Below are 17,637 nucleotides of genomic sequence, written 5' to 3'. Positions count from 1 at the left end.
TTGCGGCGCCGTCCCCTGGGCGCATTTTGTGGCTACGTTTGGGCGCAACCACCACCCCGGGGGGGGCGCCGGGGTGGGGCCCCCACCCCGGGAGGTGGTGAGGGTCGTGCGTCTCAGTAGGTGAAGCGACCCACCGTGGTGCGCAGGTCGGCGGCCATCCGCGACAGCTCGTCGACGGCGACCCGGGTCTGGGTCAGCGCCTGCGTGGTGGACTCGGCGGCCGTGGAGACGCCGGTGATGTTGTCGGCGATCTGGGACGTCCCGCTCGAGGCCTCCTGCACCGAGCGCGCCATCTCGTTCGTCGTGGCGGTCTGCTCCTCCACCGCGCTGGCGATGGTGGTCTGCCGGTCGGAGATCTGGGCGACGATGCTGCTGATCTCCTCGATCGCCCCCACGGCGGCCCCGGTGTCCTTCTGGATCGCCTCCACACGGCGGGCGATGTCCTCGGTCGCCTTCGCGGTCTCCTGGGCCAGCTCCTTGACCTCGTTGGCGACCACCGCGAAGCCCTTGCCGGCCTCGCCGGCGCGAGCGGCCTCGATGGTGGCGTTCAGCGCCAGCAGGTTCGTCTGCTCGGCGATGCTCGTGATGACCTTGACGACGTTGCCGATCTCCGCGGAGGACTCCCCCAGCTTGGCGACGGTGGTGGTCGTGGTGGCGGCGGCCTGGACGGCGCGGTGGGCGACCTGGCTGGCCTCGGCGGCGTTCGTGGCGATCTCGCGGATGGAAGCGCCCATCTCCTCCGCGCCGGCGGCCACGGTCTGGACGCTGCGCGACACCTCCTCGGCGGCTCCCGAGACGACACCGGACTGCGCCGAGGTCTCCTCCGCCGAGGCCGAGATCTGCGCCGACGACGCCGACAGCTCCTCCGACGACGCCGCGACCGCGTCCGCCGAGCTGACCACCGTGGCCATGAGCGTGCGCAGGTCGGTCACGGCCGCGTCCAGCGCCTGCCCCATGCGCCCGAGCTCGTCCCTGCTGGTCAGCCCAGCGCTGCGGGTCAGGTCACCGGCGGACAGCCCCTCCGCCACGCGCTGCACCCGCCCCACGGCACCGGCGATGGTCCGGGCGACGAACCAGCCCACGGCCAGCGCCAGTGCGACGCCGACCGCGACCAGCGTGAGCACGAGCGTCCGCTGCGTCTCGTACTGGTCCTCGGCCTGCGTCGCCGCGGCCCGGGCCTCGTCCCCCTCCATGCCCCGGACCGTGCCGAGCGCCTCGTCGACCTGTGCGGCGAGTGGCGTGGCCTGGGCCTCCATCATCACGAAGAAGGCGTCGGTGTCGTCGCCGGTGGCCAGCGGCCCCAGTACGTCCTCGACGACGGTGGCGTACTGGTGGAACGCCTCGCCGGCCTGCCCGACGAGGGCCAGCTTCTGCGGGGTGGGGCGGGACTGCTCGTAGGCCTCCAGCGCCCGGTCGAAGTCCGCGACGACCTCCGGCAGAACGCCCAGCAGCTTCGCGGAGGCGGCGTCATCCGGAGTGAGCGCGACGTCCCGGATCAACCGCCGTACGTCGGCAACCCGCAATGCCATGTCGTCGGCGGCGGTGATGCCGGCGATGTTGCTGGCGTACAGCGAGTGGCTCGTGTCGGCGGACTCGCCCAGCGCACCCAGACCCATGAGGCCGACGCCGGCGGCGACCACGCCGGCCGTTCCGACCGCGGTCAGGATCTTGGTGCTGACGCCGCGGTCGCCCCACCAGGCCTTCGGGGACCGACCGCCGGCTGCGGTCGGCGACGGCGAGGGACCCGAGTGCTGCGGAATGGCGTGAGGCATGGCGGTGCTCCGGACGTGGAAGGCGAACGAGGAGGCGACAGCGCCGGCAGAGCCCCTCCGGACCCACCCGTCGCGCGGTGTCACGCACGAAGGTAGGGCGGAATCGACCGAACCGGTGCCGAATCCGCGACGTGTCGCAACGACTCGAGGAAATGGCTCGGCGGCCGTCCCGGAAATGTCGACTCGGCGACTCCGTTCCGGCAGAGGAATGCCGGACCGCAGCCATTCTTCAGCTTGCGGACGCAGAACGGGGCGATGACCGGAGTTCCGGTCATCGCCCCGTCCGGGACTGTCGCGTGCGTCAGTAGGTGAAGCGCCCCACGGTGGTGCGGAGGTCGGCGGCCATCCGGGACAGCTCGTCCACGGCGATGCGGGTCTGCCCGAGGGCCTGGTTGGTGGCATCGGCAGCACCGGAGACGCCACCGATGTTCGCCGCGATCTGGCCGGTGCCGCCGGCGGCCTCCTGCACCGAGCGCGACATCTCGTTCGTCGTCGCGGTCTGCTCCTCCACCGCGCTGGCGATCGTCGTCTGCCGGTCGGAGATCTGCGCGACGATGCTCGAGATCTCCTCGATCGCGGTCACCGCGGCGGTGGTGTCGCCCTGGATGGCCAGCACCCGGCGGGCGATGTCCTCGGTCGCCTTCGCCGTCTCCTGCGCCAGCTCCTTGACCTCGTTGGCGACCACCGCGAAGCCCTTGCCGGCCTCCCCGGCCCGCGCGGCCTCGATGGTGGCGTTCAACGCGAGCAGGTTGGTCTGCTCCGCGATCGAGGTGATGACCTTGACGACGTTGCCGATCTCCGCGGACGAGTCACCGAGCTTGGCGACGGTGGCGGTCGTGGCGGCGGCAGCGTCCACGGCACGGGCCGCGACCTGGCTGGCCTCGGCGGCGTTGGTGGCGATCTCCCGGATCGACGCGCCCATCTCCTCCGCACCCGCCGCGACGGTCTGCACCGACCGCGACACCTCCTCCGCGGCACCCGCGACGACGCCGGACTGGGCGGAGGTCTCCTCGGCGGAGGCTGCGATCTGCGCCGACGACGCCGACAGCTCCTCCGACGACGCCGCGACCGCGTCGGCCGAGGAGACGACCGAGGCGAGCACGGTGCGCAGGCTCTCCTGGGCGCTGTCCAGAGCGCTGGCCATGCGGCCCAGCTCGTCGGCGCTGGTCACGCCGGTCGCGGTGGTGAGGTCACCGGCGGCCATGGCTTCGGCGGTGACCTGCACGGCGCGGACGGTGCGGGTGATGCGACGGACCACCAGGGCGGTCAGCCCGACGGCGACGAGCGCGGCGGTGATGGAGGCGATCAGGAGCAGCTGAGTGGCAGAGGTCGCGTCCTCGGAGGCCTCGGCGTTGCGGGCGGCGGCCTCGTCGGCCTGCGCGACGCCCTCCTCCTCGAGCGCGTCGGCGATGTCGCTCAGCAGCGGGCTGGAGACCTCGCGGTAGACCTGCGCGTAGGCGGCCAGGTTGCCGGCGTCGGCCGCCGGGAACAGCTGCGCGGCGTTGCTGGCCAGGAACTGCTCGCGCGAGGACAGGTACTTCTCGATCGCGGCGTCGTTGATCACGTGCGGCTCGTACTCGGCGAGAGCTGCCTCGACGTCGGCCTGCTTCTCCTCCATCTCGCCCAGCAGCTCGACCCGCCGCGCCTGGTCGGAGACGGCGTACTCGAGCACGCGGGCCCGGTGCGCGGCGGTTGCGCGCTGCACGGCGGAGAGGGCATTGAGCGGCTTGAGGTTCTCGTCGTAGATGCGCTCCTGGTCGGCGCTCATCTCGCTCATGCGCGAGATGGCCAGGGTGTTGGCGCCGGTGAGGACGACGAGGAGCAGCGCCACGACTGCGCCGATGCGGACGCCCAGGGGCCGGTCGGCGAACCAACCTGCCCCTGTCGCGCGGGTCCGGGACGAACGAGTACTCATGACAGCTCCAGTGCGGAAGGGCGGAGAACGGGAACGGGAACGGGCATGGCAACGATCGATTCCGTGCCGTTTCCTGGCGAAAGAATCGCGCACCGAGCCGTCGGTGTAGTCACTCCACACGGGCGTGTCGCGACGGTTCCCAAGAATGTGCGGCGACCGTCTCCCCCGTGTCGACTTGCCGTAGCCCCTGCCATTCCGTGCAGGCCCACCAGCACCATTCGTCCCACCCCGGAAAGCCGGACGCCGGCGTGACCGCGGGTGCGGTCACGCCGGCGTCGGCGAGCAGGAGTGGCGAGGCGTCAGTAGCTGAAGCGCCCCACGGTGGTGCGCATGTCGGCGGCCATGCGCGACAGCTCGTCGACGGCGACGCGGGTCTGGGTCAGCGCCTGCGTGGTCGACTCGGCGGCCGCGGAGACGCCGGTGATGTTGTCGGCGATCTGCGAGGTGCCGCCGGAGGCCTCCTGGACCGAGCGCGCCATCTCGTTCGTCGTCGCGGTCTGCTCCTCGACGGCGGAGGCGATGGTCGTCTGCCGGTCGGAGATCTGCGCGACGATGCTGCTGATCTCCTCGATCGCGGTCACTGCGGCGGTGGTGTCGCCCTGGATCGCCAGCACGCGGCGGGCGATGTCCTCGGTGGCCTTCGCGGTCTCCTGGGCCAGCTCCTTGACCTCGTTGGCGACCACCGCGAAGCCCTTGCCGGCCTCGCCGGCGCGAGCGGCCTCGATGGTGGCGTTCAGCGCCAGCAGGTTCGTCTGCTCGGCGATGCTCGTGATGACCTTGACGACGTTGCCGATCTCGGCGGAGGACTCCCCCAGCTTGGCGACGGTGGCGGTGGTGGTGGCGGCCGCGTCGACCGCGCGGGCGGCGACCTGGCTGGCCTCGGCGGCGTTCGTGGCGATCTCCCGGATGGAAGCGCCCATCTCCTCCGCGCCGGCGGCCACGGTCTGCACGCTCCGCGAGACCTCCTCCGCGGCGCCGGAGACGACACCGGACTGCGCGGAGGTCTCCTCGGCCGAGGCCGAGATCTGCGCGGAGGACGCCGACAGCTCCTCCGCGCTCGCCGCGACCGCGTCGGCCGAGGCCGCGACCTCGGCCATGACCGCGCGCAGGTTCACCACGGCCTCGTCGAGTGCGCCACCCATGCGGCCCATCTCGTCGCGGCTGGTCAGGCCTGCCACCTGCGTCAGGTCTCCCTTGGCGAGCGCCTCGGTCACGCCCTGCACGCGGCGGGCCGCACGCGCGATACCGCTCGCGACGGCGAGTCCGAGCCCGAGCGCAACCCCGATGCCGGCGACGATCGTCATGATCGTGATGGTCCGCTGCGACTCGTAGCTCTCCCGAGCGGCGACGGCGGCGTCCGAGGCGTACTGCCCCTCGAGGCCGCGCAGCTCCTCGAGGTCCGTGGCGAGCTTCGTGATGACGGGACCGACCTGGGTCTGGTTGGCGGTCACCCATCCCCGGACGTCGTTGGCGAAGGCGAGCGGCGCCAGCACGCCGTCCTGCAGGGCGCTGTACTCGTCCATGCCAGCCGTGATGTCGTCGAGCAGCACCTGCCGGTCCGGGCTCATGCCGGTGGCGATGTAGGCCTCGACGTGCTCCCGGAACTTCGCTCGGTGCGCCTCGACCGCCGTGAACGTCTCCCGCGTCTGCTCGGGCGTCTCGGTCAGCAGGGCGTCGCGTGTCGTGACGCGGATGTCCCCCAGGATCGCGTCCATGTCGGCCACCTCGACGGTGCCCAGCAAGTTGCTGGCGTAGAGCTCCTCGGTCCGGTCGGCCGCGGCGCTGAGCCCCGTCACCCCGAGGACGCCGATGCCCGCTGCGACGCCGGCCGTGACGCCGACGGCGCTCAGCACCTTGATCTTCACGGATCGGTCGGCGAACCAGGAGAACGCGGAGCGGTCGGCGGTGACGGTCGAGGACCGGGCTGTTGCGGTCATGAGGAAGCTCCAGTGCGGCAGGGGAAGGGCGGCGGCAGAGCCGGCGGGGGAGGCGTGCGGCTCGGGGATGCCCTGGCGCCGCGGGGTCCTGCTGGTGAACACGGAAAGGATGACCGAATAGCGGAACGGATTCGGTCATATCGGAACGTGTTTCCGTCGATTTCTCAGAATGCCCGGCCACCGCTCCGGCCCTGTCGACTTGGCGCCAGAATGGTTATTCGGCACAGCTGCACCATGCGACACACGCGAAAGGGCGCACGGCGTGATCGCCGTGCGCCCTTCCGAGTCCTACGGACTGCTCAGTAGGTGAACTTCCCGACCGTGGTGCGCAGGTCGGACGCCATCCGGGAGAGCTCGTCGACGGCGACCCGGGTCTGACCCAGCGCCTGGGTGGTGGACTCCGCCGCCGTCGAGACGCTGGTGATGTTGTCCGCGATCTGCGTGGAGCCGCCGGCGGCCTCCTGCACCGAGCGCGACATCTCGCTGGTGGTCGCGGTCTGCTCCTCCACCGCGCTGGCGATGGTGGTCTGGCGGTCGGCGATCTGGCCGACGATGCTCGAGATCTCCTCGATCGCCGTGACGGCCGCCGTGGTGTCGCCCTGGATCGCGAGCACCCGCTTGGCGATGTCCTCGGTGGCCTTCGCCGTCTCCTGCGCCAGCTCCTTCACCTCGTTGGCCACGACCGCGAAGCCCTTGCCGGCCTCGCCTGCCCGGGCGGCCTCGATGGTGGCGTTCAAGGCCAGCAGGTTCGTCTGCTCGGCGATGCTCGTGATCACCTTGACGACGTTGCCGATCTCCGCCGAGGACTCCCCCAGCTTCGCCACCGTGGCGGTGGTCGTCTCCGCCGCCTGCACGGCGCGATGCGCGACCTCGCTGGCCTCCGCGGCGTTCTGGGAGATCTCCCGGATCGACAGCCCCATCTCCTCCGCACCGGCGGCGACGGTCTGCACGCTGCGCGAGACCTCCTCGGCCGCCGACGAGACGATGCCGGACTGCGCCGAGGTCTCCTCGGCAGAGGCGGCGATCTGCGCCGAGGACGCCGACAGCTCCTCGGACGAGGCGGCGACGGCGGAGGCGGAGGCGGAGACGTCGGCCATGACCCCGCGCAGGGTCGACTGGGCCGTGGCGAGGGAGGCGGCCATGCGGCCCAGCTCGTCCTGGTCCTTCACCAGCGGAGCAACGGTGAGGTTCCCCGCCGCCAGGGCGTCCACCGACGCCTGGACGGAGCGGACCGTGCGCACCAGGCGGCGGACGACCAGCACCGCGACCCCCCCGGAGACGACGATGCCCACCCCGAGCAGGACGAGCACGAACCAGATCGCGGCGTCCGCGGCCTCGGCGTCGGCGACGACGTGTCCGGTCGCGGCTGTCGCCTGCGCCTCGCCCTCGGCGACGAGGACGTCGAGGGCGTCGTCACCGATGCCGCGGACCTGGGCCTGGTACAGCGCGCCGAAGCCGGCCGCGTCGCCGGCGTCCGCCAACGGGAAGAGGGTGGTGGTCGAGGCGTCGACGAACGCCGCGGTGCCCTGCTCGAGACCGGCGACCGCCGACGCGTCCGTGGCATGCGGCGCGTAGTCCTCGAGGACGCCCTGGAGCTTGGCGAACCGCTCGTCGATCTCGGTGCGCAGCTCGGCGCGGGTGGCGAGGTCGGCGACCGGATACTGCAGCACGCGGGCCCGGACGCCCTGGAAGTGCCGCTGCGCCTCGTTCAACTGCACCATGGGCGCGACGTTCTCGGTGTAGAGCTCCTGCTGGGCGTCGGCGAGCGCGCTGATGCGGTCGACGGCGACCCCACCGGAGGCGAGGCCGACGCCGCCGAGCAGCACCAGCGCCGTCCCCAGCTTGACGCCGATGGGGCGGTCGGTGAACCACTGTCCGCGCCGGGCGGGCGCAGGGGGAACGGTCATGACGGACTCCTGATGATGTGGGCTTGGCGGGAAGGGCGGAGTCCATCCCGACGGCGTCGTCGTGGAACTCTTGGTGCGGACAGAACGGTAGACGGCCGGGGCAGTGCGCAACCCGATTCCTCTACGTGTCGAATTGTGTGCCACAGAATGGTTGGACAGCTGTTCCGCCCGTGTCGACACGATGCGCGAACACCATTCTGTTGCGCCTGGGACAGGCGGGGCTTTCTAGTAGGTGAACTGCCCGACGGTGGTGCGCAGGTCGGCGGCCATGCGAGACAGCTCGTCCACGGCCAGGCGCGTCTGGCCCAGCGCCTGCGTGGTGGCCTCTGCGGCGCCGGAGACGCCGGAGATGTTGTCGGCGATCTGGGTGGTGCCGCCGGCGGCCTCCTGGACCGAGCGCGACATCTCGCTGGTGGTGGCGGTCTGCTCCTCCACGGCGGAGGCGATGGTGGTCTGCCGGTCGGAGATCTGGGCGACGATGCTCGAGATCTCCTCGATGGCGGCGACCGCGGCCGTCGTGTCGCCCTGGATGGCCAGGACCCGCTTGGCGATGTCCTCGGTGGCCTTCGCGGTCTCCTGCGCGAGCTCCTTGACCTCGTTCGCGACCACCGCGAAGCCCTTGCCGGCCTCGCCGGCCCGCGCGGCCTCGATGGTGGCGTTCAGGGCCAGCAGGTTGGTCTGCTCCGCGATCGAGGTGATGACCTTGACGACGTTGCCGATCTCCGCGGAGGAGTCACCGAGCTTGGCGACGGTGGCGGTCGTGGTGGCCGCGGCGTCCACGGCACGGGCGGCGACCTGGCTGGCCTCGGCGGCGTTGGTGGCGATCTCCCGGATCGAGGCACCCATCTCCTCCGCACCCGCGGCGACGGTCTGCACGCTGCGCGAGACCTCGTCCGCCGCACCGGCGACGACGCCGGACTGCGCGGAGGTCTCCTGCGCCGAGGCCGAGATCTGCGCGGACGACGCGGAGAGCTCCTCGGAGGAGGCGGCGACCGCGTCGGCGGAGGCGACCACGGTGGACATCACGGAGCGCAGGCTGGCCTGGGCCTGGTCGAGGGAGGCGGCCATCTGGCCGACCTCGTCGCGCGAGGTGACCCCGGTGGCGACGGTGAGGTCGCCCTTGGCCAGGGCGTCGAGGGACGCCTTGACCCGCTGGACCGGGCGGGTGATGGAGCGCATGGTCAGCACGGAGAGGCCGATGAGGAAGACGACGGCGACGACGGCGACGATCATGCTCCGCGTCTCGGCGTTGCTGATGGCGTCGTCCAGCTTCTGCTGCGCCGCGGCGCTGTCGGCGGCGAGGGCATCCTTGGCCGCGCCGACCGCACCGTCGGTCAGGTCGTTGGCGACCTGGATCTCCTCCCACCGGACGCGGGCAGCGTTCTGGTTGGTGACCGCGGCGTTCACGAAGACGGTGATCGCGTCGGTGTAGTCGCCGTAGCTGGCCTCCAGGGCAGCGACTGTCTCGGCCGACTGACCCTCCAGCTCGATGGTGGCCAGCTCCTCGAGCATCGCCTGCGGGGTCGCGATGTCGTCGGCGAGCTCGGTGAGCTGCTCGGCGGGGTCCGGGCGGCTGATGGCCTTGAAGCCGTCGACCTTGAGCTCGCTGGCCCGGGTGTCGAGCTGGAGCACCAGCTCCTCGGCCTCGTTGAGCTCGGACAGCTGGGTGTTCGCCTCGCGCACCGAGGACGTGCCGGCAAGGACGGCGGCCACGAGGCCGGCGAAGGCGAGCACGACGACGCCGACGAGGATGCCGAACTTCACAGCCAGGGGGCGGTCGGCGAACCAGCCCGCACGCCGCGGGGCGACGGAGGAGGAGTTACGGGTGTTCACGGGAACCGTCCTGACGTGGAATTGCCTGCACCACCGCGATCGGTGACAGCGCTGAGTGTGGCGACTACAGCAACACAGAGAAAGGCAATTCAAACGTCGCACGACAATTGTGATGCGCGGACCGGGTGAGTTCATTCCACGCGACCATTTGTCGACATTCTCGGACCGTCACCGGATCGCGCGCCGAGGTACCTGCGGCAGGAAGCCGCAGGTCGGGCGCGGGGGAGGGGCCCGAGTGGCTCCGTCGCTCGATTGCTGCACCACGCCGAGCCCATTGCTCATGCCGGCGCCGCGGCCGACACGCCGTGATCAGGCGAGCAGGGCGCCGAGCCGGTCGAGCGCGGCGAGGGCGCCGCCGGTGTCCGGGACGCGGAAGCGGGCGTCGGTATCGCCGTCGCCCACCTTGATCGGAACGTCGTCCGGACCCAGCGCCCGGAAACCGTCCTCGTCGGTGACGTCGTCCCCGAGGTAGACCGCCGCGGTGGCGCCGAGCTCGTCGATCAGTCGGCGGAGAGCCGAGCCCTTGTCGGCGTCGGTCACCGCGATCTCGAGCACCTCCTTGCCGGGCTTCATCGTCAGTGACGAATCGGCCAGCGCCCCGGCGCGAGCCAGCAGTGCCGCGGCCGCCTCGCGATCGGGGACCTGTCGGACGTGGACGGCGACGCTCGCCGGCTTGACCTCCAGCCGCGCGCCGGCCGTGGCGGCGACCTCCGGCTCGAGCACCCGCGCCAGTGCGTCTCGGCGGCCGGCCAGATCACCGGCCAGCGGACCGTCGTACTCGGCGCCGTGGCTGCCGACCCAGCGGAACGGCCCGGACAGGCCGCTCGTCCGCTGCAGGTCTTCGACGCCGCGCCCGCTCACCAGGGCGACGGTGACGCCGTCCACGGCTGCGATCCTGCCCAGCGCCTCGGCGACCCCGACCTCGGGAACGGCCGCCGACGGGTCGCCCCGCAGGCGGGCGAGGACGCCGTCGTAGTCGCTGGCCACCAGCAGCGGACGTCGGCCCGCCACGGCGGCGAGGGCTGCGTCGAGGGCCGGATCCAGGGCAGCGGGGGAGGAGCTCACGCCTGCCTCTTCAGCGCTTCGAAGAACGAGCTGGCCCAGTGCTCCAGATCGTTCTTGGCCAGGTGCCGGCGCATCGCCCGCATCCGCTTCGCCAGCTCGGCCGGTTCGCTGCGCAGGGCACGCAGCAGCTGGTTCTTGACGCCGGAGATGTCGTGCGGGTTCACCAGGAACGCCTGTTTCAGCTGGGCGGCCGCGCCGGCGAACTCCGAGAGCACCAGAGCCCCGCCGCCGTCCCCACGGGCGGCGACGTACTCCTTGGCGACGAGGTTCATGCCGTCGCGGTAGGGGGTCACCAGCATGACGTCGGCGGCGCGGTAGAGCGCGGCGAGCTCCTCGCGCGGCATCGACTGGTTGAAGTAGTGCACGGCGGAACCGGCGATCGAGCCGTACACCCCGTTGATATGCCCGACCTGCTGCTCGATGGTCTCGCGCATGTGCACGTAGTGCTCGACCCGCTCACGGCTGGGCGTGGCGACCTGCACCATCACGGTGTCGGGCGCCTCGAGGGAGCCGTCCTCCAGCAGCTCCTCGAAGGCGTTGAGGCGGACGCTGATGCCCTTGGTGTAGTCGAGCCGGTCGACGCCCAGGATGATCTTGCCCGGGTTGCCGAGCTCCTCGCGGATCTCCTTGGCCCGGGCCAGCACCTCGGGCGAGCGGGCGAGCTCGTCGAAGGCCGCGACGTCGATCGAGATCGGGAAGGCCTTCGCGGTGACGGTGCGGCCGTCGTACTCGATCTGGTCGCGCCGGCAGGTCAGGTCGTGCAGCCGCCGGGCGAGCTGGACGAAGTTCGTCGCGGCCGAGGGCAGCTGGAACCCCACGAGGTCGGCGCCGAGCAGCCCCTCGACGATCGCCGAGCGCCACGGCAGCTGGGTGAACAGCTCGTAGGGCGGGAAGGGGATGTGCAGGAAGAAGCCGATGGTGAGGTCGGGCCGGCGCTGGCGGAGCATCGCCGGGACCAGCTGCAGCTGGTAGTCGTGCACCCAGACGATCGCGTTCTCCGCCGCCACGGCGGCGGCCCGGTCGGCGAACCGCTTGTTGACCTGGACGTAGGTGTCCCACCAGGTGCGGTGGTACTCCGGCTTCTCGACGACGTCGTGGTACAGCGGCCACAGCGAGGCGTTGGACATGCCCTCGTAGTAGCTGTCGACCTCCTCCTCCGAGAGCGGCACCGGGATCAGCTGCATCCCACCGGACTCGAAGGGCTCGGGCGCCTCGCCGGCCGACCCCGACCAGCCGACCCAGGCGCCACCTCGTCCCGCCACGAAGGGCTCCAGCGCGGTCACCAGCCCCCCGGGGCTGCGCTGCCAGCGCGTCGAACCGTCGGGGTCGGTCACCTGGTCGACGGGAAGCCGGTTGGCGACCACGACGACGGGGCTGTCCGCCTTGACCTCTTGCTCCGTGTTCTCGGCCATACCGCCCCTGACCCTAGCCAGGCGCGACGACTTCCGCTCCACGGTCCTCTCCGGGCCGGCCGACGGCCCCCGGGTCGCGTCCGGACGCGACTCGGGGGCCGCCGCTCATACCCGGAACTGGGCGGTCAGCGTCTGCAGCCGGTTCGACACGTCGGCCAGCTCGTCAGCGGCGCTCTGCGAGTCCGCCACGGACTCCGAGGTCGAACGGGCGGCTGCGGCCACACCGGCGATCGTGAGTGCGATGTTGCCCGAGCCTCCGGCCGCCTCGGTGACGTTCCGGTCCATCTCCGCCGTGGTCGCCGTCTGCTCCTCCACCGCCGAGGCGATCGTCAACTGGAAATCGTTGATCTGGCCGATGACCGCCGACACCTCCTCGATGGCGCCGATGGCACTGGCGGTGTCGGTCTGGATCGCCTCCACCCGCCGGGCGATGTCCTCGGTGGCCCGCGCCGTCTCCTGCGCCAGCTCCTTGACCTCGTTGGCCACGACGGCGAACCCCTTGCCGACCTCGCCGGCGCGCGCGGCCTCGATCGTCGCGTTGAGCGCGAGCAGATTGGTCTGTTCCGCGATGCTGGAGATGACCTTGACGACGTCCCCGATCTCCCGGGAGGAGGCGCCGAGCCGGCTGACGGTCACGTTCGTGGTCTGGGCGGCCTGGACGGCACGGCCGGCCACCTGTGCCGCCTCGCTGGCATTGTGGGCGATCTCGCGGATGGAAGCCCCCATTTCCTCCGAGCCGGTGGCCACCGTCTGGACGCTGCGCGAGACCTCTTCGGCCGCTCCCGCCACGACGTTCGCCTGCGCCGAGGACTCCTGGGCGTCGCCGGCGATCCGCCTGGACGCCCGGCCGACCCGCTCGGATGCGGCTGCCAGCTCCGCGGCGCTGTGCGAGACCGACCCCATCGCCTCACCCAGGCGCCCGAGGGCCAGGTTGGCGAAGTGGCCGAGCTCCCCCAGGCCGTCCTTGGACGCGACGTCGAGGCGCTGCGTGAGATCCCCGTTCGCCACGGCGGCGAACACCTGCACCGCGTCGGCCATTGGCCGGGTGATGCTGCGGGCGATGCGCCAGGCAACGGTGATGGCCAGCGCCGCGGCCAGACCGCACAGCAGGAGCATGACGAAGAGGAACCCATCGGCGATCTCACGGGCCAGTGCGCCGTCGGCCTGGTTGGAGGCCTCCTCGAGGTCGATGAGCACGTTGATCGCGGCCAGCCACTCGGTGAACAGCGGCGCGGCCTGGGTCCAGAGCACGGCTCCGGCCCCGGCGACGTCGCCCGCCGCGCGCAAGCTGACCACCTGCTCGATCAGCGGCAGCGTGGCCTGCTCGATGCGCTGGATCTCCGCGTAGGCGTCCCGCTCCGCCTTCCCGACCTTGCTGTCGTCGGCGAAGAAGCCGTCAGCTCCTCCGCGGAGTCGGCGTAGAACTCCGCCAGGCGGTCGATCTCGACGAGCTCCGCCTGCACGTCCTGGGCCGAGCCTGCCAGCACGACGTCCCGGACCGCGATGGCCCGGTCGTGCACGCTGCCCCGGAAGTTGATGGCGTACCGCTGCTTCACGCTGTTGAGCTCGTTGATCACGGTCAGGCGGTCGCTGACCTGCCCGACACGGATCACACCGAGGGCAGTGAGCGCGACCATGCAGAGCACGACCACGAGGAAGCCGGCCACGAGTCGCTGGCCGACGTTGAGACGCTGCAGTCTCACGAGAGGGGGGCTCCTTGACGAGAGGTGGCTCCTGCCTCGTGGCAGGGGTCCGACCTCTTCATCGGCGGCCACCGACGAGTTCGGCAGCTCGACAGCTAATTGCGCACCATCAGCTTGCGTTCACTGCGAGATAGACGACCGCCGCGGCACCGAGACCCAGCACCAGATGGCCCCCGAGTGAGATCAGTGCCCGTCGCAGCGCGCGCTCCTCCACCGCCCGGGCGAGGTCCGCGCCGAGGGTGGCGAACGTCGTCAGGGTCCCGCAGAAGCCCGTGCCGATCAGGGCCACGGCCGCAGCCGACACATCCGCGAGGCCGAGGAGGCCGCCCAGCAGGGCGCTGCCGACGACGTTGACCGCCAGCGTCCCCCACGAGGGGTCGCCGCCGGCGCGCACGACCGCCCGCGTGATCAGCAGGCGCAACGGAGCACCGACCGCGGCCCCGAGGGCGACCAGGAGCGGGGTCATGGCGCCGCCGTCCGCCCGACGATCGCAGCACCGAGCGCCACGCCGGCCACCCCGCCCACGAGGGAGCCGAGCACGTAGGCCACGGCCGTCACCGTGGATCCGGCCTCGACCAGCCCGACCACCTCGACGGCGAACGCCGAGTACGTCGTCCAGCCGCCGAGCAGACCGACCCCGAGCAACGGCCGCACCCACGCCGGCTCCGGGGAGCGCAGCGACAGGTGCGCCAGCAGCGCGCCCATCAGCAGGCAGCCGGTGAGGTTCACCAGCAGCGTCGCCCACGGCCACCCGGGAGCGGGGGAGGAGAGCGCCTCGGTCAGCCCCCAGCGCGCCAGCGCTCCGATCGCACCACCGAGTGCCGCGAGGAGATAGGGCATGTGACCTGGTTCTCCTCTCGGTCCGGACGTGCGGCAGAGTGCCTCCGGGAGGGTCGCACGTGAGCGGTCCGGGGCTGAGGAGCGCACGTGGGTCCACTCGAGGGTGTCCGGGTCGTCGAGTTCGCCGGACTGGGCCCCGGCCCGTTCTGCGGCATGCTGCTGGCCGACCTGGGCGCCGACGTCGTGCGGATCGACCGCAAGGGCGCTCGCGGGGGACTGCTCGGCTCGCTCGGTGCGACGTCCCTCCTGGACCGCGGGAAGCGCTCCATCGCGCTCGACCTCAAGGACCCGGCCGACGTCGAGGTGGTGCGGGCGCTGGTGCGGCGCTCCGACGTCCTCCTGGAGGGGTTCCGGCCCGGCGTCATGGAGCGCCTGGGCCTGGGGCCCGACGAGCTGAGGGGGGAGAACCCCGCGCTGGTCTATGGGCGGATGACCGGCTGGGGGCAGACGGGGCCGCTGGCGCACTCCGCCGGCCACGACATCGGCTACATCGCGCTCACCGGAGCCCTGGGGGCGTCCGGCCGGCCCGACGAGCGCCCGGCGCCGGCGCTGAACCTGCTGGGCGACTTCGGCGGCGGGGGAGTGTTCCTGGCGCTGGGAGCGCTGGCGGCGCTGATCCGCGCACGGACGACGGGGGAGGGGCAGGTGGTCGACGCCGCGATCGTCGACGGGACCGCCGTCCTCACCACGATGATCCACGGGATGCTCGACGCCGGCGTCTGGACCGACCGGCGCGGCCGCAACCTGCTCGACACCGGGGCGCCGTTCTACGACGTCTACCGCTGCGCCGACGGGCAGTTCCTCGCCGTCGGAGCGCTGGAGGAGCAGTTCTACGCCGCACTCCTGGAGGGCCTGGGCGTCGCCGGCGACGAGTCGCTGCCCGACCGGAACGACCCGCGGCAGTGGCCGGCGTTGCGGGAGCGCTTCACCGAGCTGTTCGCGTCGCGCACCCGCGCGCAGTGGTGGCAGGTGTTCGAGGGCACCGACGCCTGCGTCGCGCCGGTGTGGTCGCTGCTCGAGGCGACGACGGACCCGCACAACACCGAGCGCGGGGTCTTCGTCGAGGTCGACGGCGTCCTGCAGCCCGACGTCGCGCCGCGGTTCTCCGCGACCCCCGGCCGGGTCGGCTCGGTCCCGAAGGCCGGCCAGCACACCGAGGAGATCCGCGCCGAACTGGGCCTCTGAGGGGACGCACGTCCGAGAGGCGCTGACGCCGTCACGGGCGGTGGAGCCACCCGATGTCGCCCATGGAGGCCCCCGGGTCCACCAGCCCGGCCAGCACTCCGATGCCCAGGTGACGCCGCACGTCCTGAGACGCCTCGGGGAGGAATCGTTCCGAGCGCCGCGCACTCTCGCATCCTCCGAGGATTCCGGGCGACCGTGTCGTAGCCGCCCGATCCCGGCCTGTGACGCGCTCGTGCGCATGAACGCGGTTGTGCGAGCCGGATGACCGCGTCCGTGCGCATCCGGGCGCTTCCACCCCGCGTCAGCGCTTGCGCGTCTCCGGGAAGAGCAGGTCGACGAAGCGTGCGACCGTGGGCTGCGGCTCGTGGTTGGCCAGGCCCGGGCGCTCGTTGGCCTCGATGAAGACGTAGTCGGGGCCGGCGACGTCGGGCACCAGGAAGTCGATCCCCGTCACCGGGATGTCGAGCGCCTGCGCGGCCCGCACCGCGGCGGCAGCGACCTCCGGGTGCAGCTGCGCGGTGACGTCCTCGATGGTGCCGCCGGTGTGCAGGTTCGCCGTCCGCCGGACCTGGATGCGCTCGCCGTTGCGGGGGACGTCGTCCATCGCGAACCCGGCGTCGGCGACGACCTCGATCGTGTTGTCGTCCAGGGGGATGCGGGACTCGCCGCCGGTGGCCCGCTCGCGCCGCCGGCTCGTCGATCGGATCAGCTCGGTGACCGTGCTGCGGCCGTCGCCCACGACCTCCGCCGGACGCCGGACCGCCGCGGCGACGACCGCCCGGTCGATCACGACCACCCGCAGGTCGTCTCCGGGGACCATCTCCTCGACCAGGACGTCGGGGCAGAACTGCGCGGCGTACTGCACCGCGCGCTCCAGGCCGGCCTCGTCCCGGACGCCGACGGTGATGCCCTTGCCCTGCTCGCCCCGGGCGGGCTTGACGACGACCGCGTCGAGCTCGCGCAGCAGGGCCGACGCCGCGGTCAGGTCGCCCTCGCTCGCGCGGGCGCCGCGGGCCACGCGGACTCCGGCCCGCTCCATGATCCGGCGGGTCACCCGCTTGTCGTCGCAGCGGCTCATCGCGACCGCGGTGGTGAACTCCGAGAGCGACTCGCGGGTGACCACGGTGCGACCGCCGACGGACAGCCGCATCTCGCCCCACTCGGCATCGGTGACCTCGACCCGGATGCCGCGACGCAGCGCCTCCTCCGCGATGATCAGCGCGTAGGGGTTGAGGTCCTGGAGCCCGGGCGGCCGCGCGGCGAACAGGGCTGAGTTGATCGGGTTCTTGCGCTTGACGCAGACCGCGGAGACCCGGGCGAAGCCGAGCTTGCGGTAGAGCGTGATCGCGCCGGCGTTGTCGTGCATGACCGAGAGGTCGAGGTAGGAGCGGCCGCGGCCGACGTAGCGCTCGGCGAGCACCCGGACAAGCGCCTCGCCGGTTCCGGGCGGGGCGTCCTGGTTGTGCACCGCGAGGCACCACAGGCTGGTGCCGCCCTCCGGGTCCTCGAAGGCGAGCGTGTGGTCGACACCGGTGACGGTGCCGACGATCCGGCCGGTGCGGTTGTCCTCGGCCACGAGGTAGGTGAAGCACCGGGTGCGGTGGTTGCGCCACATCACGTCGGCGTCGCCCACGACCATGCCGTTGAGCGCGTAGATCTCGTTGATCGCCTCCATCTCCGCGCGCGAGGTGGCGGTGCGCACGAAGACGCCCCGGATGAGCTCGTGGCGGGCCCGGTAGCGGTGCAGGTCGAGGCGGTAGGTGTAGCTCGGGTCGATGAAGAGCTCGTCGGGAGCCAGGCCCACGAGAACGTGCGGGTCCCGCGGGTAGATGCAGATGTCCCGCTCGCCGCTCTCCTCCGCCCGCAGCGCGTCGACGATCCCGCGCAGGTCGGCGAAGGTCTGACCGAAGACCAGCCGGCCCCAGCCCATGTCCATGACGACGTCGTGCTGCATGCCCTGGAGCTGGTGCTCGGACGGCTCCCGCCACGAGCGGTCGGTCAGGGCCGGGGTGTTGGCCACCGGCATGCGGCGCCGGTGGCCCGCGAGCCGGGCTGCCATGGACATCTC

At 71.9% G+C, this 17,637-nt stretch carries 13 protein-coding genes; 1 reads left to right on the top strand and 12 read right to left on the bottom strand.

Annotated elements, in window-relative coordinates; genetic code table 11:
• Positions 1 to 113 precede the first annotated feature (113 nt).
• From LBW97_RS19630 to crcB, 11 genes are all read right to left on the bottom strand, one after another.
• Positions 114 to 1,772 carry a methyl-accepting chemotaxis protein gene (locus LBW97_RS19630; RefSeq protein WP_224501056.1) on the bottom strand — a complete coding sequence of 553 codons (1,659 nt, stop codon included), beginning with the start codon at positions 1,770 to 1,772 and terminating at the stop codon, positions 114 to 116.
• A gap of 301 nt (positions 1,773 to 2,073) precedes the next feature.
• The gene (locus tag LBW97_RS19625) at positions 2,074 to 3,687 is read right to left on the bottom strand and encodes a methyl-accepting chemotaxis protein (RefSeq protein ID WP_224501055.1); all 1,614 of its coding nucleotides are present in this window, start codon (positions 3,685 to 3,687) and stop codon (positions 2,074 to 2,076) included.
• A gap of 299 nt (positions 3,688 to 3,986) precedes the next feature.
• The gene (locus LBW97_RS19620) at positions 3,987 to 5,726 is read right to left on the bottom strand and encodes a methyl-accepting chemotaxis protein (RefSeq protein WP_308010515.1); all 1,740 of its coding nucleotides are present in this window, start codon (positions 5,724 to 5,726) and stop codon (positions 3,987 to 3,989) included.
• A 197-nt stretch (positions 5,727 to 5,923) separates the two neighbouring features.
• Positions 5,924 to 7,531 carry a methyl-accepting chemotaxis protein gene (locus LBW97_RS19615; RefSeq protein WP_224501054.1) on the bottom strand — a complete coding sequence of 536 codons (1,608 nt, stop codon included), beginning with the start codon at positions 7,529 to 7,531 and terminating at the stop codon, positions 5,924 to 5,926.
• Between the two features lie 225 nt (positions 7,532 to 7,756).
• Positions 7,757 to 9,364 (bottom strand): methyl-accepting chemotaxis protein, encoded by a 1,608-nt coding sequence (locus tag LBW97_RS19610; RefSeq protein WP_224501053.1) that lies wholly within the window; start codon positions 9,362 to 9,364, stop codon positions 7,757 to 7,759.
• Positions 9,365 to 9,673: 309 nt separating this feature from the next.
• The gene (gene otsB, locus LBW97_RS19605; protein WP_224501052.1) at positions 9,674 to 10,429 is read right to left on the bottom strand and encodes a trehalose-phosphatase; all 756 of its coding nucleotides are present in this window, start codon (positions 10,427 to 10,429) and stop codon (positions 9,674 to 9,676) included.
• A complete protein-coding gene (locus LBW97_RS19600; RefSeq protein WP_224501051.1) occupies positions 10,426 to 11,841 on the bottom strand; it encodes a trehalose-6-phosphate synthase in 1,416 nt (471 codons plus the stop codon). The genes otsB and LBW97_RS19600 overlap by 4 nt, the downstream gene beginning before the upstream one ends.
• 105 nt (positions 11,842 to 11,946) lie before the next feature.
• Positions 11,947 to 13,128, bottom strand: coding sequence for a methyl-accepting chemotaxis protein (locus LBW97_RS19595; protein WP_224501050.1), 1,182 nt, complete (start codon positions 13,126 to 13,128; stop codon positions 11,947 to 11,949).
• Between the two features lie 17 nt (positions 13,129 to 13,145).
• Entirely contained in the window at positions 13,146 to 13,544 is a 399-nt protein-coding gene (locus LBW97_RS19590) for an MCP four helix bundle domain-containing protein (protein ID WP_224501049.1), read from the bottom strand.
• Between the two features lie 109 nt (positions 13,545 to 13,653).
• On the bottom strand, positions 13,654 to 14,010 hold the full coding sequence (locus tag LBW97_RS19585; protein WP_224501048.1) for a CrcB family protein: 357 nt from the start codon (positions 14,008 to 14,010) through the stop codon (positions 13,654 to 13,656).
• Positions 14,007 to 14,384, bottom strand: a complete 378-nt coding sequence (crcB, locus tag LBW97_RS19580) for a fluoride efflux transporter CrcB (protein WP_224501047.1) — start codon at positions 14,382 to 14,384, stop codon at positions 14,007 to 14,009. Before crcB ends, LBW97_RS19585 begins: the two co-directional genes overlap by 4 nt.
• An 87-nt stretch (positions 14,385 to 14,471) precedes the next feature.
• Between crcB and LBW97_RS19575 the strand changes: the two genes are divergently transcribed.
• Positions 14,472 to 15,569 (top strand): CaiB/BaiF CoA-transferase family protein, encoded by a 1,098-nt coding sequence (locus LBW97_RS19575; protein ID WP_224501046.1) that lies wholly within the window; start codon positions 14,472 to 14,474, stop codon positions 15,567 to 15,569.
• A gap of 301 nt (positions 15,570 to 15,870) precedes the next feature.
• Here LBW97_RS19575 and ngg read toward each other — a convergent pair whose 3' ends face one another.
• Positions 15,871 to 17,628 carry an N-acetylglutaminylglutamine synthetase gene (gene ngg / locus LBW97_RS19570; RefSeq protein WP_224501045.1) on the bottom strand — a complete coding sequence of 586 codons (1,758 nt, stop codon included), beginning with the start codon at positions 17,626 to 17,628 and terminating at the stop codon, positions 15,871 to 15,873.
• Positions 17,629 to 17,637: the final 9 nt, after the last annotated feature.

The organism is Blastococcus sp. LR1, from assembly GCF_020166105.1.
Taxonomy (GTDB): domain Bacteria; phylum Actinomycetota; class Actinomycetes; order Mycobacteriales; family Geodermatophilaceae; genus Blastococcus.
This window is presented reverse-complemented; position numbering and strand designations above follow the sequence as displayed.

Bases quoted from the DNA above. Each gene is read 5' to 3' on its own strand.
- LBW97_RS19630 (WP_224501056.1), bottom strand. From the start codon at position 1,772: ATGCCTCACGCCATTCCGCAGCACTCGGGTCCCTCGCCGTCGCCGACC.
- LBW97_RS19625 (WP_224501055.1), bottom strand. From the start codon at position 3,687: ATGAGTACTCGTTCGTCCCGGACCCGCGCGACAGGGGCAGGTTGGTTC.
- LBW97_RS19615 (WP_224501054.1), bottom strand. From the start codon at position 7,531: ATGACCGTTCCCCCTGCGCCCGCCCGGCGCGGACAGTGGTTCACCGAC.
- LBW97_RS19600 (WP_224501051.1), bottom strand. From the start codon at position 11,841: ATGGCCGAGAACACGGAGCAAGAGGTCAAGGCGGACAGCCCCGTCGTC.
- LBW97_RS19585 (WP_224501048.1), bottom strand. From the start codon at position 14,010: ATGACCCCGCTCCTGGTCGCCCTCGGGGCCGCGGTCGGTGCTCCGTTG.
- crcB (WP_224501047.1), bottom strand. From the start codon at position 14,384: ATGCCCTATCTCCTCGCGGCACTCGGTGGTGCGATCGGAGCGCTGGCG.
- ngg (WP_224501045.1), bottom strand. From the start codon at position 17,628: ATGGCAGCCCGGCTCGCGGGCCACCGGCGCCGCATGCCGGTGGCCAAC.